Here is a 20,262-nt window from a genome sequence, read left to right on the forward strand (position 1 = left end):
AAAGCCTCCGCAGACGAGGCGGATGCGGGGCGGGTATCGGAAGGAGGAAGGGTGTGGGACACAGGAGGGCCTTGCTAAATAAGGGGCGTTGCGCTGCGGGGGGCCGGAGCAGCCGTTCAGAACAGAGAACCCTGCGGAGAATCCGCAGGCCCCGGCGGGGCGGGTGGGCGCACGGGCTTTGCTGGAGCGACCGGCGCAACGGGGGCGAGAGTATGCCCCACCGCAGGCGCGTGGGCCGCCGATGCCCCTGCTGCGCCCGGCGCATCGCCCACGATCACCAACCGCCCATCGCCCGTAAGGAACGCGGCGTACACCGCCTCGCCCGGCATCAGTGCCTGGACAGCTTCGCGGTAGCGCTGCAACTGGGCCACCAGCGCCTGCTGGCGCTGGGGTTGTGTGGCACTTTTGTAGTCCAGCACCCACCAGCCCGCCGCTGCGTCGTTGGAATGGGCCGCGCGGCGCAACACCAGCCGGTCGATGCGCAGGCTCTGGCCCTGGTAGTGCAACGGCGCTTCATTGATGGCGGTCTGCACCAGCGCAAGGTCCCACGCCCAGGCACCCTCGCCCGCCAGAATGGCCTGCGCCATGCGGGCGGCCAACTGTGCGGCAGGGGGGGCGATGTCGTGGTCCAGGGCCAGGCGGGCAATGCGCGCGGTGGGCCAACCCTGGACGCGCAAGTCGGCCAACGGGGCACCGGCTACACCTGCCTGCTCCAGCAGCTGGTGCATGGCATCGCCCTGGCGCGACAGGGGGGTGGATTCTCCGTCGCCAGGCATGGCCACGGGGGCGTCGCCTTGCGGTCCCGCAACGGGGGGGACGCGCGCGCTTTGCAGCGCCTCGGGCAGCGCAGGCAGGCTGGGAATGGTGAAGGTCTGCGCAGGCGCTGCAGCCCCCACCTCCCGCGCTATCGGGGCCAAGGCTTGCGTGTCTACCTCGGTCACCAACGGTGCCAAGCGGCTCCACCAGCTACCAGGGGCCGAGTTGCCAGGCTGCACCGAGGACAGCACCAGGCAATGCTTGGCACGCGTCATTGCCACGTAAAGCATGTTCAGCTCCTCGCGGCTGCGGGCCTGCTGCTCGGCGGCGAGGGCATCCACCGCGCTGGGTGGCGGGTTCGATTCGCTGGCCAAAAAGACGAAGGCCGACGGCACGGCCTGCTCGCCAGGCCAGTCCACCAGCACGCCCATGGTCTCGGCCTTTTGCGGACGGGTGTCGGTGTCGAGCAGCAGCACACAGTCGGCCTCCAGCCCCTTGGCGCCGTGCACGGTGAGCAGGCGGATGGCCTGCGCATCAGCCCGGCCGGGTGCGCGCACACCGCCCTTCTTCATGGCCCGCACAAAGGCATAGGGCGTGAGATAGCGACCACCGTCATGCTGCAGCGATGCCGCCAGCAGCGCGCGCAGATTGGCCTGCACCGACTGGCGCTGGGTCACGGGTGCTGCGGCAGCAAAGCGGGCCAGCACGTCACCGTGTTCATAAATAGCGTGCAGCGCGTCGTGCGGCGGCAAACTGCCCACCCACGCCTGGTACTGAATCAAAACAGCTCCAAGCGCTTTATATTCATGCGCAAGCAGCTCACTTTTCAATAGCAAATCAAACCAGCTACTGCCTGCATGTTCCGGCTGACGGCGCAAGACAGCCAGGGCCACCAGGGCGTCGTCGCGCAGTCCAAACAGGGGCGACTTGAGCGCGCGCGCCAGCGACAGGTCGTGCGTCGGCGAGACCAGTGCATCGAGCAGCGCCACCATGTCCTGCACCTCAGGCGCGTCGAAGAGGTCGGCCTTTTCGGGCTGCACGCAAGGCAGGTGCAGGGCGCGCAGGGCCTCTTGCATGCTGGCCAGGCGGTCGCGCTTGCGGGCCAGCACCAGCACCTCTTTGGGCGGCGTGCCACTGGCGATCTGCGCGGCCACCCAGGCGGCGGCCTGGGTGCATTCGCGCATGCGCTGGGTCTCTTCGGCTTCGTGGCGGGGTTCGGTCAGGCTGTCGCGCCAGGCCAGGGGGTCTCGCGCTGTACTGCCTCCATCGCCCGCATCGTCGTCATCGGTGATGGCGGGCAGACGCAGCAGCTGGCCGGGGTGTTTGGATTCGGTGGTGTGGTCGCGGAATCCGCTGGTTTCGTGCTGCGCCTGAGCCTGGCCCATGACGGCGTTGACGGCGCCGATCACGCCCTGCGCATTGCGGCGTGTGTGGTCGCAACTCAAAAGGTCGCCGCCCAGCCCATCTCGCACAAAGGCCTGTGCGGCGATGAACACCTGCGGCTCGGCGCGACGAAAGCGGTAGATGCTCTGCTTGGGGTCGCCCACGATGAACACGCTGGGCGCGGCCGATCCGCCTCCTGATCCGGCATAGCCCGACAGCCATGCGTGCAGCGCCTGCCACTGCAGCGGGTTGGTGTCCTGAAACTCATCGACCAGCAGGTGGCGGATGCGTGCATCCAGCCGCTCCTGCACCCAGCCTGAGAGCACCGGGTCAGCCAGCATGACCAGAGCCGTGCGCTCCACATCGTTCATGTCCACCCAGCCGTGCTGCTGCTTGACCGCTACAAACTGCGCGATCAGGCAGCGCGCCAGCCGGGCCATGCGCTGCTGGTGTAACCAGGCCTCGTGCTGGCGGCGCGCGGTGAGCAGGCGCTGCAGCTCGGGCTCGGCCTCTTGAGCGGCGGGGAACTTCTCCAGGTTCTTGGACAGGCGGTCTTCCTTGGCGACGAACATCGCACGGCGCAATTGGTCCAGGCGCTGGTTCAGGTCAGTGCAGCCCAGCGCGTCGATGATGGCGTCGGCCGCCTTTTGCGGGGTCTTGTTCGCCTCGCCCCCCAGGGCGCTGGCACGGCTGCGCCAACGTTGAAGGGAGGCCTCGGTCTGCAAGGCCTCGGCAGGTTCTGCATACGCAGCCAGTTCGGGGTACGCCTGCTGGAACGGCGGCACGGACGCATCGACCACGCCAGCCTCGTCGGCCAGGTCAAACTCCACACGCTTGGCCAGCGCCGCTGCCAGGGCCTTGTGCGTTTGCGAGCGGCCATGGCGGGCCACCACGGCTTCGTAGTCAGCACGCAGACTGGCGCTGTCGGCCACGGTCTGCAAGAACGGCGGCCACACCTCGCGCACCGCCTCGGCGTCGTCTTCGAGTAGCTCGAAGTGCGCGGGCAAGCCTTGCTGTTGCAGCAGCGCCAGCGGGGCCGTGCCCAGCAGCGCGGCAAACCAGCTGTGGAAGGTACGGATCTGCACTGGGCGACCTGCCCCAAGCAGTTGGCGATATAGATTTTGTAGCGCCTCGCGCTTTTCCAGAGCGCCCTGGGGGCTGATTCCTCTTGCAATCAGCTCTGCCGTCAGCGCCTCCAACGGTTTGTGGCTGAACTCCTCCAACCACTCCTGCAAGCGCTGGCGCATTTCGCCTGCGGCTTTTTTGGTGAAGGTGATGGCCAGGATCTCGTGTGGCGCACAGCCATCGAGCAGCGCACGCAGCATGCGCGAGACCAGCATCCAGGTCTTGCCCGCACCCGCGCAGGCCTCCACCGCCACGCTGCGTGCGGGGTCGCAGGCGATGGCGTAGAAGGCCTCGCGCGATACGGGACGGCCGTTGTGTTCGTAGGCGGCCTGGGTGGGTTGTGGAATGCTGACGGTCATGGCGTCTCTTGCGCGGGCAACGCCTGTTCAGCGTCGGCCCAGTAGTCTTTGCGGCACAGGCCGCGCACGGCGCAGAACTCGCACACCGATCCCTCGCCCAGCGCGGGCAGCGGCGCACCGGCGGCGATGCGGGCCATGTCGTGCTGGATGCCTTCGATGAGCACATCGCGCAGGTGCACCACCTCGTCTTGTTCGTGCAACTGTGTCTCGCCGCGCTCGCCTACGTTGACATAAGCCGCGCGCAGGGTGTCGTGGCTCAACAAGGCCGCGTAAAAAGCAAGTTGGGTGTCCTCCGCTCCAGCCTTGATGCGCTGGCGGGTCACGCTGTCGCTTTCGGTCTTGTAGTCAATCACCAGTACCGCAGGCTCGCCGGTGGACGAGACCCCATCGATGCGGTCGATGGTGCCGACCAGCTCCAGGTCGCCCAGCGGCTGGCGGGCCTTGACCTCGGCCTGGCGGAAGGTGGCGCCCTGTTGCTCATGCCCTGCCAGCCATTGCAGGTAGCCGTCGCGCAGTTGCGTCCAGCCTGCGGCAAAGGGCAGAAAGTCGCCGTCTTGCAGGCGCTGCTCGCGGGTGACGGCCTCGGCGGCGGCGTCCATGCGGGTGCGGCGCTCGTCCAGGCCATCGGCCGGTTCCGCCAGCAAGGCTTCATGAAAGTGCTGCAGTACCGCGTGCAGCCAGGTGCCAAAGTCGCGCTTGTCCACTTCGGCATCCAGTTCGTCGGCCTCGCGCAGGCCCAGCTGGCGCTGTGCAAAGAAGCGGTACGGACAATGGCGCAGATCGGAATACGCGGTAGATGACAGGTGCGTCACCGGCAGCGCCTGGCCAACGGGCAAGGGGCGCTGCGTGGGGGTGGCGGCCACATCGCGCGCACCGCGCTCGTCGGCTCCTGGCATGGCGGTGCCATCCAGTTGCAGAGCCAGCACCAGCGCGCTGGCCAGAAGGGGCTCGCCGCCCTCGTCACCGGTGCGCCACAGCACATCCACTACCGGCGTGCGCAGGGCATGGGTCCAGGCGGCACGCTGGGCGGTCTCCAGCGACTGGCGCGTGGGCAGGCCCCAGGCCTCGCGCTGCGCTTGGGACCATTCGCCCACGGGCTCGGGGGCAGGTTGCAGGCGCTTTTCGTCACAGCCCGGTAGCACGGCGGCGGCGAAAGGGCGGCCCAGCAGTTGCGGCATGGGCAACACCACCACAGGGGCTCCGGCCGCCTGCGCGGCCACGTAGCGCCCGGCCTCCAGCACGTCTTTGGCCCAACGGGTGAATTCGGCCAGTGTCATGCGGCGACCCACACTGTCGCCCCAGCCGTCCAGTTCTGACTGCTGGCCGTCTTGCAGGCGCAGGGCGCCCAGCACGCGCATGCCGGCCGGGTCGGCCTGCAGGCCTTGCCACTGGCCCGCTTGCTCCAGCACGGCGCGCAGGGTTGGCAGCCACTGCGCCAGCGGGCGCGAAGTGCGCAGGGATTCGCGCCAGGCCTCCACCGTGGCCACGGTGCGGGCAAGGTGGGGCTGTGCACTCAAATCCCGGGCGGCAGCGGCGCTCCAGTACTGCACCACGCCCTTGCGCAGCCATTGCTCCAGGCGGTTGACCTCGCCAGACATCAGCGCGGGGGTGTGTTTGACCCAGTCCAGCACCTCGTTGGAGGAGGCATTCCACGCTGCGGCCTGCAGTACAGCCATGACCCGTGAAGCGGCGCGCGTGGTGGACAGAATCCAGCCGCTTTCATCGCGAACCAAGACGCCACTGCTGTCCAGGTGGGCCAGCACACGGCGGATCAGTGCACGGTCCGTGGCCGCCAGGGCCACGGGCACCCGCCCCTGCTCGACGTGGCGCAGCACACAGGCCGCAGCGCGATGGGCCTCGTCTTCGGCGTCCGTTGCGACGCGCAGGGCCCACTGCGGCGGCGAATCGGCATCGTCGACCGGTGCGGGCAGCGCAATGCACAAACCTTGCTCACCCCAATGCGCCTGCAGGGCACGGGTCAGCACGTCAGACTGAAACCCCTCCAGTACCACCAGCGCATCCACCGCCCCGCGAACGCCAGGCTCAAACAGCACGTCGGTCGCATAACGAGATGCGAGTGCCCATTCCAGTGCCAGGCGCGCCACCAGAGCCTCGTAATGCAGAGCGGAGCCTTCCTCGGCCGTGGCCAGCAGCTTGCGGGCCTCGTCACCCCAGGCAGCGCGCAGCGCCGGGGGCACGGCGGCAACCACCGGGGCCAATTGGGCTGCGGCCTCCTGCAGTGGCGTGGCCAGCATTTCGCGCTGCGCGCCCTGCCCCACACGATCGAGCAGCGTGCGGGCCGTGAGCGTGTCGCGCGCCATATCGCCCGCCAGATCGTCGCCCGTGGGCTCAAATGCTTGCAACTGGCGAGCCCAGTTGCGGGTGGTTTCAAAACGTGGTGCAAAGCCCTGCGGAAACTGCTGAGCCCAATGGCGCTGGGCCCAGGGCATGAGCTGGGCGTAGGGCACCAGCACCACCGTGCGCGCCAAATGGGCGCCATGGGCTTGGGCATGCGCAGCCACCTGGGCCAGTGCGCGTTGCCACAGGGCGGTGCTTGCGGCCGCAAATCCACTGGTTTGATCGCTTTTCGCTATGACTGTCATAGCGTCGCAAGACCCGGCCACACCGGTGAACGTGGGATTGGTTTCTGTCACAATGCCCAGACTTTAAACGTACACCGGTCGCAACCCGCCCAAAATCAAGGAATTCCGCCATGGCCAGCGAACTCATCAAACATGTCTCCGACGCCAGCTTTGAAGCCGACGTGCTCCAACCGGGCTCCGCCGTGCTGGTGGACTACTGGGCTGAGTGGTGCGGCCCCTGCAAGATGATTGCTCCCATCCTGGACGAAGTCGCAGGCACCTACCAAGGCAAGCTGCAGATCGCCAAGATGAACGTGGACGAGAACCGCGAAATCCCCGCCAAGTTCGGCATCCGCGGCATCCCCACCCTGATGCTGTTCAAGGATGGCCAACTGGCAGCCACCAAGGTCGGCGCGATGAGCAAGGCCCAGTTGACCGCCTTCATCGACCAACAACTGGCCTGACCCACTGCCCCAAGCCCCCTCGGTACGACTGCCGATGGGGCTTTTTTGTTAAGCGATAGACCTGCGGGGAAACAACAGGCTGGCAGTTGCGCAACCTCACACCTTGCGCCCCTGAGGCCCCCGCATTTTTTCCTGTCATAATTCCCACAGATCACCGGGCTGCATGCATTGGCAGCCGGACCAAGATCCCTGGCGAGCCGGACCTGCAAACAGCAGCCCATTCGGCATCAGCCCACCTCCCCCAAGATTCATACCAGCTCCGCCAAGGAGTCAATCCATGCACTTAAACGAACTCAAGGCACTGCACGTGTCTGAAGTCCTGAAGCAGGCCGAAGAACTCGAAATCGAAAACACGGGCCGCATGCGCAAGCAGGAGTTGATGTTTGCCATCATCAAGAAGCGCGCCAAGGCGGGTGAGCAGGTGTTTGCAGACGGCGTGCTGGAAATCCTGCCGGATGGCTTCGGCTTTCTGCGCAGCCCCGACACGAGCTTCACGGCCAGCACGGACGACATCTACATCAGCCCCAGCCAGGTGCGTCGCTTCAACCTGCACACCGGCGACATGATTGAAGGCGAGGTGCGTACGCCCAAGGATGGCGAGCGCTACTTTGCGCTGACCAAGCTCGACAAGGTCAACGACGGCCCGCCAGAGCAGAACAAGCACAAGGTGATGTTTGAGAACCTGACGCCCCTGTTCCCCAAGGAGCAGATGCGCCTGGAGCGCGACGTCAAGAGCGAAGAGAACATCACCGGCCGCATCATCGACATCATCGCGCCCATCGGCCGTGGCCAGCGCGCCCTGATCGTGGCCCCGCCCAAGAGTGGCAAGACGGTGATGATGCAGCACATCGCCCATGCCATCACGGCCAACAACCCCGACGTACACCTGATGGTGCTGCTGGTGGACGAGCGCCCTGAAGAAGTGACCGAAATGCAGCGCACGGTCAAGGGCGAAATCATCGCCTCGACCTTCGACGAGCCCGCCGCCCGCCATGTGCACGTCGCCGAGATGGTGATCGAGCGCGCCAAGCGCCTCGTCGAACTGAAGAAGGACGTGGTGATCCTGCTCGACTCCATCACCCGCCTGGCCCGCGCCTACAACAACGTTGTGCCCTCGAGCGGCAAGGTGCTGTCAGGCGGTGTGGACGCCGCCGCGCTGCAGCGCCCCAAGCGCTTCTTTGGAGCCGCCCGCAAGGTTGAAGAAGGTGGCTCGCTCACCATCATCGCCACGGCGCTGGTTGATACGGGCAGCCGCATGGACGAAGTGATCTTTGAAGAATTCAAGGGCACGGGCAACTGCGAAATCCACCTGAACCGCCGCCTGTACGAAAAGCGCGTTTTCCCCGCCATCGAACTGAACAAGAGCGGCACCCGCCGCGAAGAACTGCTGCTGGCCCCCGAGATCCTGCAAAAGACGCGCATCCTGCGCCAGTTCATGTACAACATGGACGAGATCGAGTCCATGGAATTGATGATCAAGAACATGAAGGCCACAAAAACCAATGTGGACTTCTTCGACATGATGCGGCGCGGGGGCTGATTCCCAGCCTGTGCAATAATAGAGGGCTTTTTCGTGCGGAAAGTACATCGGACTGGCCGGTGCGGCTCCCGCAGTTGACTCAAAGGAAGATCATGAAAGAAGGCATTCACCCCAACTACCGCGAAGTTCTGTTCGTGGACCTGTCCAACGGTTTCAAGTTCGTGACGCGCTCGTGCGTGAACACCAAGGAAACCGAAACCCACGAAGGCAAGGAATACCCGCTGTTCAAGCTGGATACCTCTTCTGAATCGCACCCTTTCTACACCGGCACGCAAAAGTCCGTGGACAACATGGGTGGCCGCGTGGAGCGCTTCCGCAACCGTTTTGGCAAGACCGCAGCGAAGTAATTCGCCCCTGCGTTTCCGCCAAAAAGGCAGCCCGGGCAACCGGGCTGCCTTTTTTCATGGGTTTTGCCTTTATTCTCGGTGGCTCCTCTGCCCTGCCGCCCACTGTCGCGTGACTCCACCCACCCCCGCCATCGTTACCCAGAACGCTGTCAGCCCACTGCCCCGCTGGGCGCTGCTGCTGCTGTGCATTGCCTATGTGGTGCCAGGCTTCGTTGGCCGTGACCCTTGGAAGAATGCAGACGTCACCGCTTTTGGCTACATGTTGGAGCTGGCCCAAGGACGCACTCCTTGGCTCAGCCCGTTGCTCGGTAGCATGCCCCCTGAAACCGAAGGGCTGCTCCCTTACTGGCTAGGGGCCTGGGCTGTGCAGATGGCGCCTGCCTGGCTGTCGGCGGAGATGGCAGCGCGCATGCCGTTCCTTGCCCTCTTTGTCATCACGCTGGTTGCCACCTGGTATGGCGTGTACTACCTGGCCCGCAGCCCCGGCGCCCAACCGGTAGCGTTTGCCTTTGGCGGCGAGGCCCCCCCCCTCGACTACGCACGCGCCATTGCCGATGGAGCCTTGCTGGCACTGATCGCCTGCCTGGGCCTGGCACAGCTGTCGCACGAAGTGACGAGCTATCTGGCGCAGCTCAGTTGCACCGCTCTGCTGTTTTTTGCGGTGGCGGCCATGCCACACCGTACCGTGGCGCCTGCGGTGGCACTGGTGCTGGGCATGGCTGGGCTTACGCTGTCCGGAGCCCCTGCCCTGACGGCCATGCTGGGCGTAGGCGGCATGGTGCTGATGGTCTTTGCGCCCGCTGGCCACACTGACCACCGCTGGCGCTGGGCCGCCATGCTGGCTGCCGCCACACTGGCGGTAGCCGCTGTGGCACAGGGTCTGGATCTGTGGCGCTGGCGCGTAGTGGGGTTCGATGGTGGCGGCAAGGACTGGCTGAGCCTGGCGCGCCTGCTGCTGTGGTTTGGCTGGCCGGCCTGGCCGCTGGCGCTGTGGACCGTGTGGCGCTGGCGCCAGCAAATTTTCAGCCGTCCCGGCCAACGGCATCTACTGCTGCCCCTGTGGTTCACCCTGGTGTCGATTGGCGCGACCATCACCACCCAGCCGGCCGACCGGGCCTTGCTGCTAGGCCTGCCCGCGATGGCTGCGCTGGCGGCATTCGCATTGCCCACGCTGCGTCGCAGTGTGGGGGCCCTGATTGACTGGTTCACGCTGCTGTTTTTTACTGTATCGGCCCTCGCGATCTGGGTGATCTGGATTGCCATGCAGACCGGCGTACCTGCCAAGCCCGCTGCCAACGTGGCCAAGCTGGCGCCGGGATTTGTGCCGCAGTTTTCGGTGCTGGCGTTGCTGGTGGCCGTGGCGGCCACCTTGGGCTGGTGCGGCCTGGTATGGTGGCGCGCGTCTCGCAACCGCGCACCCATCTGGAAGAGCCTGGTGCTGCCTGCTGGCGGTGCTGCCCTGGGCTGGCTTTTGCTGATGACCCTGTGGCTGCCCCTGCTGGACTACGCACGCAGCTATGGTCCGCAGGTGCGCAGTGTGGCGGCAGCCCTGGGGCCGGAGCCCGGGTGCATTCAGACCGTGGGGCTGAACCGCGCCCAGGTGGCGGCACTGCAGTTCCATGGACAGCTGTCGCTGCAGCGCGCAGGACTGCAGGATGAGTGCCAGTGGCTGCTGGTAGATAGCGTGTCCTGGCCGGCGTCAGAGCGCATGGTCCGTGCAGAGCTGTGGGAGCCTTGGGCCACCCTCCCCCGCCCAACCGACAAGAACGAGAACCTGCTGCTGTTCCACCGCGCGGCCCCGGCACGCTGATGTCGGAGCTGTCCACCATTACCCGGCACGCCATGACCGTGCTGGCGGGGCAATTGGCCGTCATGGCATTCGGGGTGACGGACACCATCGTGGCGGGGCGCTACAGCGAATTGTCGCTGGCCGCGCTGTCTGTGGGGTCGGCCATCTTCATCAGCGTCTACGTTGCGCTGATTGGCGTGCTCCAGGCGTTGCTCCCCGTGTGGGCCGAGCAGCGTGGCGCACAACAACCCGAGGCCGTGGGCCGATCACTGCGACAGGCCTTGTACCTGTGCGCTGCTGCTTCAGTGGTGGGCATGGCGGTGCTGCTTTCCCCAGGCGCGCTGCTGCGCTGGACGGAGGTACCGCCTGCGCTCCGCCCCCAGGTCGAAAACTACCTGGCGGTGCTGGCACTGGCACTCCCACCCGCCCTGCTGTTCCGGATCTACAGCACCCTCAACCAGGCCCTGGGCCATCCGCGCCTGGTGACTTGGCTGCAAGTGGGCTCGCTGTTCATCAAGCTGCCGCTGTCGGTGTGGTTCACCTTTGGCGGCGGCGGCCTTCCCGCTCAGGGTGTGGTGGGCTGCGCCTGGGCCACGCTGGTCGTCAACTGCAGCATGCTGGCCTTGGCCGTGTGGCTGCTGCGCACGCAGGATATCTACACCCCCCTGGACCTGTGGCGCCGCATGGAGCCACCCCACTGGCCCACCATTGCGGGATTTGCAAGGCTGGGCATTCCGGCCGGCCTGGCCGTGATGGTGGAGGTGACCTCCTTCACCCTGATGGCCTTGTTCATCGCGCGTCAGGGCACCACCTCGGCGGCCGCCCACCAGATCGCCGCCAACATGGCTGCCGTGCTCTACATGGTGCCGCTGTCGCTGTCCATCGCCACCAGCGCGCGGGTGAGCTACTGGCTGGGCGCACAGCAGCCCCAGCGAGCCCGCCAAGTGGTTTTGATGGGTTTTTCGCTCGCTGCGCTAGTGGGTATTGCCTTGGCAGCTATTCTATTGATAGCACGACACTCGATCAGCCAGATCTACACCGACAACGCCAGCGTGGCAGCCGTGGCCGGCACGGTGCTGGTCTGGGTGGCGGCGTACCACGCCGCCGATGCGGTGCAGACGCTGTGCGTGTTTGTGCTGCGCTGCTACCGCATCACGCTGGCGCCACTGGCGGTGTACTGCGCGCTGCTATGGGGTGCCGGCCTGGCAGGCGGCTACTGGCTGGCTTATGGAGGCAGCGGGCCTTGGTCGGGTGTGGCTTCGCCCACCCCCTTCTGGGCAGCTAGCGCGGCGGCGCTCGCCGTGACCGCGCTGCTGTTTGTTGCCATGCTCTGGCGCGCCATCAGCCCGGCAGAGCAAAGCCACGCAAGCGGTTGGCCGGGAAGGTGACTGAAAACACTGAGCCCTTGCCCAGGGTGCTGCTGATGTCCAGCCTGGCGCCATGGCGCTGCAGCACATGCTTGACGATGGCCAGGCCCAGGCCTGTGCCCCCGGTTTCGCGTGAACGGCTGCGGTCCACGCGGTAAAACCGTTCCGTCAGGCGAGGAATGTGTTCGGGCGCAATGCCGGGGCCAGTATCGTGCACAGAGAAAACAGCGCTGCCGTCATCCTTGCGCAGCCACTGCACATCGATGGAGCCCCCTCCGGGGGTGTAGCGCACAGCGTTGTTGACGAGGTTGGACAGGGCACTCTGCAGCTCGGCAGGCACGCCAGCAATCTCCCCCTCGGCACGCAACAGGTCGGCAGCCGGAAAACGGATCGCATGGGGGCGTTGCTGGTTCTGGGTGAGCAGCACCGACAGGGCGCGGCCCTCGTCTTCACAGCGCTGCATCAACGACTGCACTGGCGTCCAATCGGCCATGCCAGGCAGCGGACTACCCTCCAGGCGCGACAGCGTCAGCAAGTCCTGCACGACGCTTTGCATGCGCTGCGCCTGCTGCGCCATCATGCCCAGGTAGCGCGAGCGCTCGTCGGCGCTCAGTGGCAAAGTCTGCAATGTCTCGACGAAACCGGTCAGCACCGTGAGCGGAGTCCGAATTTCGTGCGACACATTGGCTACAAAGTCGCGCCGCATGGCGTCGGCCTGCTCCAGCGCCGTGACATCGCGCGACAGCAGCAGCGTGCGCCCGTCGTCATAGGGGTGCAGGTGCACCGAAATGCGCACGGGCCGCGATGGCGTGCTCAGGCGCCCCTCCAGCACCACATCGCTGGTGAAGTCCTTGGCGGCGAAGTAGGCCGTGAATTCGGGGTTGCGCAGCAGGTTGCCAATGGACTGCATGACGTCGCGCTGCGCATCAAAGCCAAACTGGTTGGCAGCCATCTGGTTGCACCACTCGATGCGGCCCTGGGCATCGAGCAGCACCACGCCATTGGGTGATGCCTGCAGGGCAGCAAGGATCTCCTGCAACCGGTCCTGGCTATCCCGTATCTGCGCCTCCTGCTTGCGCAGCAGACGCCGCGCGCGGTCCGCCGCCTCGCCCCAGATGCCGCGCATGGACGGCACCGACGCCAGCTCACCAGTGCGCAGCCAGCGCAGCACCCGCACGCCACGCAGCAGGTCCCAGACGAACCACGCCCAGGCAGCAATGGCCGCACCCAGTGCAGCGCCCCAAGGCCCACCTTGCCACCACCCCAGGCCACCACCCGCCAATTGCCACAGCAGGAAAAACGAAATACGCCACAGCATGCGGATTGCAAAGCCTTCTCAGAAACGCCAGGGGCGCGACTCGCGCGCCCATTGATCCATCACATTCATCAATTGCTGCCGACAACGCCTGCCAGCCCGGGGCAGCCCGAGGTACCGCACCACAGCACCATCGCAGGCAGCAGCGAGCCTACTCCATCAGGCTGACAGCGGCACCTGCGGCTGGGCGGTGAGCCGGTAGCCCGCACCGCGCACGGTTTCCACCATCACCGACGCCGCACCCAGAGCCTCGCGCAGCCGCTTGACATGCACGTCCACCGTGCGTTCTTCGATGAAAACATGGTCGCCCCACACCTTGTCGAGCAGCTGCGACCGGCTGTGCACACGCTCGGCATGCTTCATCAAGAAATGCAGCAGCTTGAACTCGGTAGGCCCCACCTTCAGGGGCTGGCTCTGGAATGTGACCCGATAGGTCGCGGCGTCCAGCACCAGCTCGCCAATGGTCACGCTGTCACTCACCTGCTCGGGCGCGCGGCGGCGCAGCACCGCGCGGATGCGGGCCAGCAGCTCCTGCGTGGAAAAGGGCTTGGTGATGTAGTCGTCGGCACCGGCGTCCAGCCCGGCCACCTTGTCCGGCTCATCCCCACGCGCGGTGAGCATGAGGATGGGGATGGGCTTGGTGCGGCTGTCTGCACGCCACTTGCGCGCCAGCGACAGACCGCTCTGCCCTGGCAGCATCCAGTCCAGCAGGATCACATCGGGCAGCACGGCATCCAGCTCGCGCTGCGCGCTGTCGCCGTCTTCCGCCCAGAAGGGCTGGAAACCGTTGTGGCGCAGGTTGACTGCAATCAGTTCGGCAATCGCGGGTTCGTCCTCCACGATGAGGACACGGGGAAGCTTTCTCATGGTGAATCCAGCGCCCCGTACTTACAGCACTGCGGACTCGATCTCGTCGAGGGCTGTGTGGCGCACGTCCTTGCCCTTGACCAGATAGATGATGAGCTCGGCCACGTTCTTGGAATGGTCGCCAATGCGCTCGATGGCCTTGGCGAGGAACAGCAGATCCAGGCTGGGCGAGATGGTGCGGGGGTCTTCCATCATGTAGGTGATAAGCTTGCGCACGAAGCCGTCGAACTCCTTGTCGATGAGGTCATCCTCCTTGAGGATGGCGACCGCCGCCTTCACGTCCAGCCGTGCAAACGCATCCAGCGTCTTGCGCAGCTGGCCCGAGGCCAGCTCGGCCGCCACCCGCAGGTCGCTCGATGGCAACGAGCGCGGGGCGCCGCCTTCGATGATGGAGCGCACCATGCGCGCCATCTTGTTGGCTTCGTCGCCCATACGCTCCAGATTGGCCGTGGCCTTGGAGAAGGCCAGCAGCAGGCGCAGGTCACGCGCGGTGGGCTGGCGGCGGGCGATGATGGAGGACAGCTCCTGGTCGATCTCGACCTCCATCGCATTGATGCGGGTCTCCATCGAAGCCACCGTCTCCACGGCCTCCAGGCTGAATTGCGACAGCGCGTACACCGCCTGGCGAATCTGCGACTCCACCAAGCCGCCCATTTCCATAACGCGGGCAGAGACGCTGTTGAGTTCGCTGTCGAACTGGGAGGAAAGATGTTTATCGGGCATCTGCTGTCTCCTTAGCCGAAACGGCCGGTGATGTAGTCTTCGGTTTCTTTGCGCTCGGGCTTGAAGAAGATCTGCTCGGTCGCACCGAACTCGATCATCTCGCCCAGGTACATGTAGGCGGTGAAGTCGCTGCAGCGGGCGGCCTGCTGCATGTTGTGGGTCACGATCGCAATGGTGTAGTCGTGCTTGAGCTCGTCGATCAGCTCTTCGATCTTGGCGGTGGACAACGGGTCCAACGCCGAGGTGGGCTCGTCGAGCAACAGCACCGAAGGCTTCACCGCCACGCTGCGCGCAATGCACAGGCGCTGCTGCTGGCCGCCGGAGAGCGACAGGCCGCTCTGGTGCAGCTTGTCCTTCACCTCGGTCCACAGTGCGGCCTTGGACAGCGCCCACTCCACGCGGTCGTCCATCTCGCTCTTGCTCAGCGTTTCATACAGCTTCACGCCAAAGGCAATGTTGTCGTAGATGGACATGGGAAACGGTGTGGGCTTCTGGAACACCATGCCGATGCGGGCACGCAGCAGGTTGATGTCCTGCTTGGGGTCCAGGATGTCCTGGCCATAAAAGCTGATGGAGCCCTCGGCACGCTGGCCGGGATACAGGCTGTACATGCGGTTGAGCGTGCGCAGCAGCGTGGACTTGCCGCAGCCCGAGGGGCCGATGAAGGCGGTGACCTTGTGCTCGGCGATGTCCAGGCTCACGTTGCGCAGGCCCTGAAACTTGCCGTAGAAAAAGCTCAGGTTACGCAGCTCCAGCGCGTTCTTGCTGGCGGTGGCGGTAGCAGTGGCGTTCATTGTCAATTCCTGAAAATGGAGGCAGTCTTGTCGGTGGCTTCAGCAGGGGCAGCTGGTGGGATCACAGGCGGTTCTTTTCGCGCAGGAAGACCCGCGCCACGACGTTGAGGATCAGCACCGACAGCGTGATGAGCAGCGCACCGCCCCAAGCCAGGCGCACCCAGTTCTCATAGGGGCTCAGGGCGAACTGGAAGATCACGACCGGCAGGTTGGCCATGGGCGCGTTCATGTTGGTGCTGAAGAACTGGTTGTTGAGTGCGGTGAACAGCAGGGGCGCTGTCTCGCCACTGATACGGGCCACGGCCAGCAACAGGCCGGTCATCACGCCGCTGCGTGCAGCGCGCAAGGTGACCATGGTCGAGACCTTCCAGCGCGGAGCACCCAGTGCAAAGGCCGCTTCGCGCAGGCTGCCAGGCACCAGGCGCAACATGTTCTCGGTGGTGCGCACCACCACAGGCACTGCGATGAGCGACAGCGCCAGGCTGCCCGCCCAGCCCGAGAAGTTGCCCACGGTGGCCACCGCGATGGCATATACGAACAGGCCCAGCACGATGGAGGGAGCGGACAGCATGATGTCCGTCACAAAACGGGTCAGCTCGGCGGTCTTGCTCTGGTCCCCATATTCGGCTAGGTACACCCCCGCCAGCACGCCGATGGGCGTGGACACCAGCACGGAGAAACCCACCATCAGCAGGCTCCCCACGATGGCGTTGGCAAGGCCCCCGCCATCGGAGCCAGGTGCAGGGGTGGACTGCGTGAACATGTTCCAGTCCAGTGCGGCAAAGCCGTTGGACAGCAGCACGCTCAGGATCCAGAGCAGCACAAACAGACCCAGTGCCATGGCACCCAATGACAGGGTCAGGCCAATGGCGTTGGAGCGCTGGCGCTTTTTGTAGAGTTGTTGATTGAATTCCATGGGGCTTGTCTCTGAAGAGGGACGGGAGCTGGGCTGCGGGGCTTACAGGCCCTTGGCCTTCTCGGCACGCAGCAGCATGATCTTGGCGGCCGACAGCACCACAAACGTGATCACGAACAGCAGGAAGCCCAGCGCAAACAGCGTGGACAGATGGAAGTCCGCAGCTTCGCCGAACTCGTTGGCCAGCGTGGACGCGATGGAAGTGCCGGGCGAGAACAGCGACGTGGGCATGCGGTTGGCGTTGCCGATCACAAAAGTGACGGCCATGGTCTCTCCCAGGGCCCGACCCAGGCCCAGCATCACCCCGCCAATCACACCCTTCTGGGTATAGGGCAGCACCACGCGGCGCACCACCTCCCAGGTCGTACAACCCAAGCCATAAGCGGACTCGCGCAGGATGGGTGGAACGATCTCGAACACATCGCGCATCACAGCAGCCACAAAGGGCAACACCATGAAAGCCAGCACGATACCCGCCGCCAGAATGCCGAAGCCGTTGGTACTGCCGCCGAACAAAAAGCCGATCAGCGGCATGGAGCCAAGCAGCTTCTGCACAGGCACCTGGAAGTGGTCTGCGAACAATGGCGCAAACACGAACAGGCCGAACATGCCGTAAATGATGGACGGCACAGCCGCCAACAACTCCACCGCGGTGCCCAGCGGACGACGCAGCCACACTGGGCAGGTTTCCGTCAGGAAAAGCGCAATACCAAACGCGAGCGGCACGGCAATCAGCAGTGCAATGCCCGCGCTGGCGAGGGTACCGACGATGGCAATCGCCGCACCGAATTCTTCATTGATGATGTCCCATTCAGCACGCCAGATGAACTGGATGCCGAACTTGTGAAAAGCCGGCCACGCGTAGATGAACAGCGAGACGATGATGCCCAGCAGCGCCACCAGCACCAGCAGCGACAGGCTCTGGGTCAGCCGGTGGAAAACGATGTCCTGCAGCCGCTGCCGCTTGGCAATCGACACCATGGACGGTGTGGGGGCGTCCGTCGTCTTGACGGACACGGGTTGCGAACTCATGGTGGTTCCCACGCTCATGTTGACTCCCATCTGGCTTCTGGAGACCCCACAAACCAGTGCCCATCGGCCAGACCAGCCGGCCGATGGGCACTATTCTGGGGCAAACCGCTTTACTTCTTGATTTGCGACCAGACCTTGGAACGGATCTGCGCCGTCAGGGCGTCAGGCAGCGGCACGTAGTCCAGATCAGCCGCCATGGTCTTGCCGTTCTTGAAGGCCCAGTCAAAGAACTTCAGAACTTCGGCCGACTGGGCCTTGTCTGCAGGGTCCGCATACATAAGGATGAAGGATGCCGTGCTCACGGGCCAGCTGTTGGCGCCCTTGGCGTTCACCATCGAAATACCCATGCCAGGCACGCTGAACCAGTCGGCGCTCGCAGCAGCCGCCGCAAAAGTGGCGTCGTCGGGAGCCACATACTTGCCATCGGCGTTTTGCAGCTGCAAGAACGTCATGTTGTTCTTCTTGACATAGGCGTACTCCACGTAGCCCAGAGCGCCCTTCACGCGGGTGACGTTGGCGGCCACACCTTCGTTGCCCTTACCACCCACCGAAGACTGGGCAGGCCACTTCACCGCAGCACCCTTGCCCACCGTGTCAGCCCATTCCTTGCTGACGGCGCTCAAATAATCCGTCCAGTTGAACGTGGTGCCCGAGCCATCGGCGCGGTGCACGATGGTGATGTTCTGGTCGGGCAGCGTCTTGCCAGGGTTCAGGGCTGCCAGCTTGGCATCGTTCCACTTGGTGATCTTGCCCAGGTACATTTCAGCCAGCACGGTGCCGGTCACGCGCAGTTCGCCCGGCTTGAAGCCATCCAGATTCACCACGGGCACGGTGCCACCGATGATGGCGGGAAACTGCACCATGCCGTCCTTTTCCAGTTCAGCGCCCGACAAAGGGGCATCGGTAGCGCCAAAAGCCACGGTCTTGGCGCGGATCTGGCGGATACCACCGGAGGAACCGATGGACTGGTAGTTCAGGCCCACGCCGGTTTCCTTTTTGTAGGCTTCAGCCCACTTGGCATACATCGGAAAGGGGAACGTAGCGCCGGCGCCGGTGATGTCCGCCGCAAATGCGTTGCCCACTGCCAGGGCGGCCAGTGCTACTGCGACGGTTTTGAGAAATACGCGTTTCATGAGGTACCTTTCGGCAGGGGTTAACAGGAACACAGCGAACTCTAGAGGTCTATCATGACAATTCAGTGACACAAAAGGACCGGTCCCAGGCTATTGCGACAACCGCCATGACGCCGAATGGATGGCGTCATGGATATGTCACACGATCCCATCACACTAGCCCCATAGTCCAACCACCTGCCCGCCCGGCCCCCAGCGGCCTGCGCCTCAGATGGGGTCACGCGCATCGCGGTACGATGCCGCACGAAGCTTCCACCACACACACATGCAGAACGGCACACGCCTCGCCGCAGTCGACCTCGGCTCCAACAGTTTTCGCCTGGAAATCGGGCGCTATGAGTTCGGGCACGTCCAGCGGGTGGAATACCTCAAGGAAACCGTGCGCCAGGGCAACGGGCTGGATGAAGACCGGAACCTGACTCGAGATGCCATGGAGCGCGGCTGGGCTTGCCTCGCGCGTTTTGGTGAGCGCCTGGCGGGTTTTCCCCGCGCCCAGGTGCGTGCAGTGGCCACGCAGACACTGCGCGAAGCACGCAACCGCGAAGAATTCCTGTCGCGCGGCAGTGAGATGCTGGGCTATCCCATTGACGTGGTGTCCGGTCCTGAAGAGGCTCGGTTGATTTATCAGGGCGTGGCCCGATTGCTGCCCCAGTCGGACGAGCGCCGCCTGGTGGTGGATATCGGAGGACGGTCCACTGAATTGATCCTTGGACAGCAGTTCACACCCCATGCTGTGGCCTCTTTCCGGGTCGGCAGCGTCGCGTGGTCACAGCGCTACTTTGCCAAGGGAGAGTTCTCTGCGCAGGCGTTCCTGGCGGCGGAAATCGCAGCCAAGGCGGTACTGGACGAAGCGCTGGAGACTTTTCGCCCCGACGCGTGGGACGTGGCTTACGGATCGTCTGGCACGGCAGGCGCTGTGGGCGACATTCTGGCTGCCGCTGGAGGCCCGCAGGGTCTGATCACCCGCGATGGGCTGAACTGGTTGCAGGAGCGTTTGATGCGCGCGCAAAGTGCAGACCGTCTGCGCATGGACGGGCTCAAGGAAGAGCGCCGCGCGGTCATTGGCGGTGGCATCAGTGTGCTGCGCGCTGTGTTTGACCTGCTGGACATCCGCGAGATGCAGGTTGCGCAAGGGGCACTGCGCCAGGGCGCCTTGTACGATCTTCTGGATCGGGAGCAACCCGGAACCGACCTGCGCACCACCACCGTCCAGGGATTAATGCAACGGTTTGGCGTGGACATGGAGCATGCAGACCGCGTGGCGCGCACCGCCTGTGCATTGTTTGACCAGGCTGCCCCACCCGGGAGCGAACGTGCCAGCCGCAAGCTGGACTGGGCCGCCCGGCTGCATGAGATTGGCTGCCGCATTTCGCACAGCGACTACCACCGACACGGCGCCTACATTCTCGACAACACCGATGCCGCTGGCTTTGCTGTGCCGGAACTCCACCGTCTGGGAGTGCTGGTGCAAGGGCAGCGAGGCAAGGTGCGCAAGTTGGGTGTGGAACTCGACGACTCCATTTTTGTGCTGCAGCTTTTATGCTTGCGCTTGGCTGTGGCCCTGTGCCATGCGCGCCGGGAGCCCGATACCAAGGGCCTGTCGCTGCGTCTTGACAGGCAGCAATTTCAAGCCAGCGCCCGGCCCGGCTGGGCCCAGGCATACCCGCAGTCCGCCCACCTTCTGCGCGAAGAAGTACAAGCCTGGCAGAAGACCCCTTGGGAGCTGACTGTTGACATGCCTTGAGGAGAGCAAGAAAACGATATAAACTG

Annotated in this window: 15 protein-coding genes; 6 read left to right on the forward strand and 9 right to left on the reverse strand. The window is 64.8% G+C overall.

Translation table 11 applies throughout. The features are described 5' to 3' along the window. Nucleotides 1–116: 116 nt before the first annotated feature. Together ISS20_RS01725 and ISS20_RS01730 are read right to left on the reverse strand one after the other, a co-directional pair. Nucleotides 117–3,623, reverse strand: a complete 3,507-nt coding sequence (locus ISS20_RS01725) for an exodeoxyribonuclease V subunit beta (protein ID WP_291433106.1) — start codon at nt 3,621–3,623, stop codon at nt 117–119. After that, nucleotides 3,620–6,226: a PD-(D/E)XK nuclease family protein gene (locus tag ISS20_RS01730; RefSeq protein ID WP_291433108.1), complete on the reverse strand. Its 2,607-nt coding sequence runs from the start codon at nt 6,224–6,226 to the stop codon at nt 3,620–3,622. The genes ISS20_RS01725 and ISS20_RS01730 overlap by 4 nt, the downstream gene beginning before the upstream one ends. A gap of 110 nt (nt 6,227–6,336) precedes the next feature. On the opposite strand from ISS20_RS01730, the gene trxA reads away from it, so the two are divergent. The 5 genes from trxA (at nt 6,337) to ISS20_RS01755 (ending at nt 11,733) form a co-directional block, all read left to right on the forward strand. Continuing rightward, nucleotides 6,337–6,669 (forward strand): thioredoxin TrxA, encoded by a 333-nt coding sequence (trxA, locus tag ISS20_RS01735; RefSeq protein WP_008906761.1) that lies wholly within the window; start codon nt 6,337–6,339, stop codon nt 6,667–6,669. Nucleotides 6,670–6,946: 277 nt separating this feature from the next. Further along, a complete protein-coding gene (rho, locus tag ISS20_RS01740) occupies nt 6,947–8,209 on the forward strand; it encodes a transcription termination factor Rho (protein ID WP_056067265.1) in 1,263 nt (420 codons plus the stop codon). A gap of 92 nt (nt 8,210–8,301) precedes the next feature. Beyond that, nucleotides 8,302–8,556, forward strand: a complete 255-nt coding sequence (locus ISS20_RS01745; RefSeq protein ID WP_015013594.1) for a type B 50S ribosomal protein L31 — start codon at nt 8,302–8,304, stop codon at nt 8,554–8,556. A gap of 109 nt (nt 8,557–8,665) precedes the next feature. Further along, complete coding sequence (locus ISS20_RS01750) at nt 8,666–10,366, forward strand: hypothetical protein (RefSeq protein ID WP_291433124.1); 1,701 nt, start codon at nt 8,666–8,668, stop codon at nt 10,364–10,366. After that, entirely contained in the window at nt 10,366–11,733 is a 1,368-nt protein-coding gene (locus ISS20_RS01755) for an MATE family efflux transporter (RefSeq protein ID WP_291433126.1), read from the forward strand. The genes ISS20_RS01750 and ISS20_RS01755 overlap by 1 nt, the downstream gene beginning before the upstream one ends. Here ISS20_RS01755 and phoR read toward each other — a convergent pair. From phoR to pstS, 7 genes are all read right to left on the reverse strand, one after another. Beyond that, nucleotides 11,687–13,030, reverse strand: a complete 1,344-nt coding sequence (gene phoR, locus ISS20_RS01760) for a phosphate regulon sensor histidine kinase PhoR (protein ID WP_291433128.1) — start codon at nt 13,028–13,030, stop codon at nt 11,687–11,689. The two genes, ISS20_RS01755 and phoR, sit on opposite strands and share 47 nt — an antisense overlap. Before the next feature lie 156 nt (nt 13,031–13,186). After that, the gene (gene phoB, locus ISS20_RS01765; RefSeq protein WP_291433130.1) at nt 13,187–13,894 is read right to left on the reverse strand and encodes a phosphate regulon transcriptional regulator PhoB; all 708 of its coding nucleotides are present in this window, start codon (nt 13,892–13,894) and stop codon (nt 13,187–13,189) included. Nucleotides 13,895–13,915: 21 nt separating this feature from the next. Continuing rightward, nucleotides 13,916–14,617, reverse strand: coding sequence for a phosphate signaling complex protein PhoU (gene phoU, locus ISS20_RS01770; protein ID WP_010457902.1), 702 nt, complete (start codon nt 14,615–14,617; stop codon nt 13,916–13,918). Nucleotides 14,618–14,628: 11 nt separating this feature from the next. Continuing rightward, nucleotides 14,629–15,411: a phosphate ABC transporter ATP-binding protein PstB gene (gene pstB / locus ISS20_RS01775; RefSeq protein WP_056067255.1), complete on the reverse strand. Its 783-nt coding sequence runs from the start codon at nt 15,409–15,411 to the stop codon at nt 14,629–14,631. Between the two features lie 61 nt (nt 15,412–15,472). Continuing rightward, nucleotides 15,473–16,327, reverse strand: a complete 855-nt coding sequence (gene pstA, locus ISS20_RS01780) for a phosphate ABC transporter permease PstA (protein WP_291433135.1) — start codon at nt 16,325–16,327, stop codon at nt 15,473–15,475. A 42-nt stretch (nt 16,328–16,369) separates the two neighbouring features. Continuing rightward, the gene (gene pstC, locus ISS20_RS01785) at nt 16,370–17,389 is read right to left on the reverse strand and encodes a phosphate ABC transporter permease subunit PstC (RefSeq protein WP_015013587.1); all 1,020 of its coding nucleotides are present in this window, start codon (nt 17,387–17,389) and stop codon (nt 16,370–16,372) included. 80 nt (nt 17,390–17,469) lie between these two features. Beyond that, nucleotides 17,470–18,492 (reverse strand): phosphate ABC transporter substrate-binding protein PstS, encoded by a 1,023-nt coding sequence (gene pstS / locus ISS20_RS01790; protein ID WP_291433138.1) that lies wholly within the window; start codon nt 18,490–18,492, stop codon nt 17,470–17,472. 265 nt (nt 18,493–18,757) lie between these two features. Here pstS and ISS20_RS01795 point away from each other — a divergent pair, with 265 nt between their 5' ends. Beyond that, nucleotides 18,758–20,236 (forward strand): Ppx/GppA phosphatase family protein, encoded by a 1,479-nt coding sequence (locus tag ISS20_RS01795; protein ID WP_291433139.1) that lies wholly within the window; start codon nt 18,758–18,760, stop codon nt 20,234–20,236. The last annotated feature ends 26 nt before the right edge of the window (nt 20,237–20,262 follow it).

The organism is Acidovorax sp. (genome assembly GCF_016783915.1).
Lineage (GTDB): Bacteria > Pseudomonadota > Gammaproteobacteria > Burkholderiales > Burkholderiaceae_C > Acidovorax.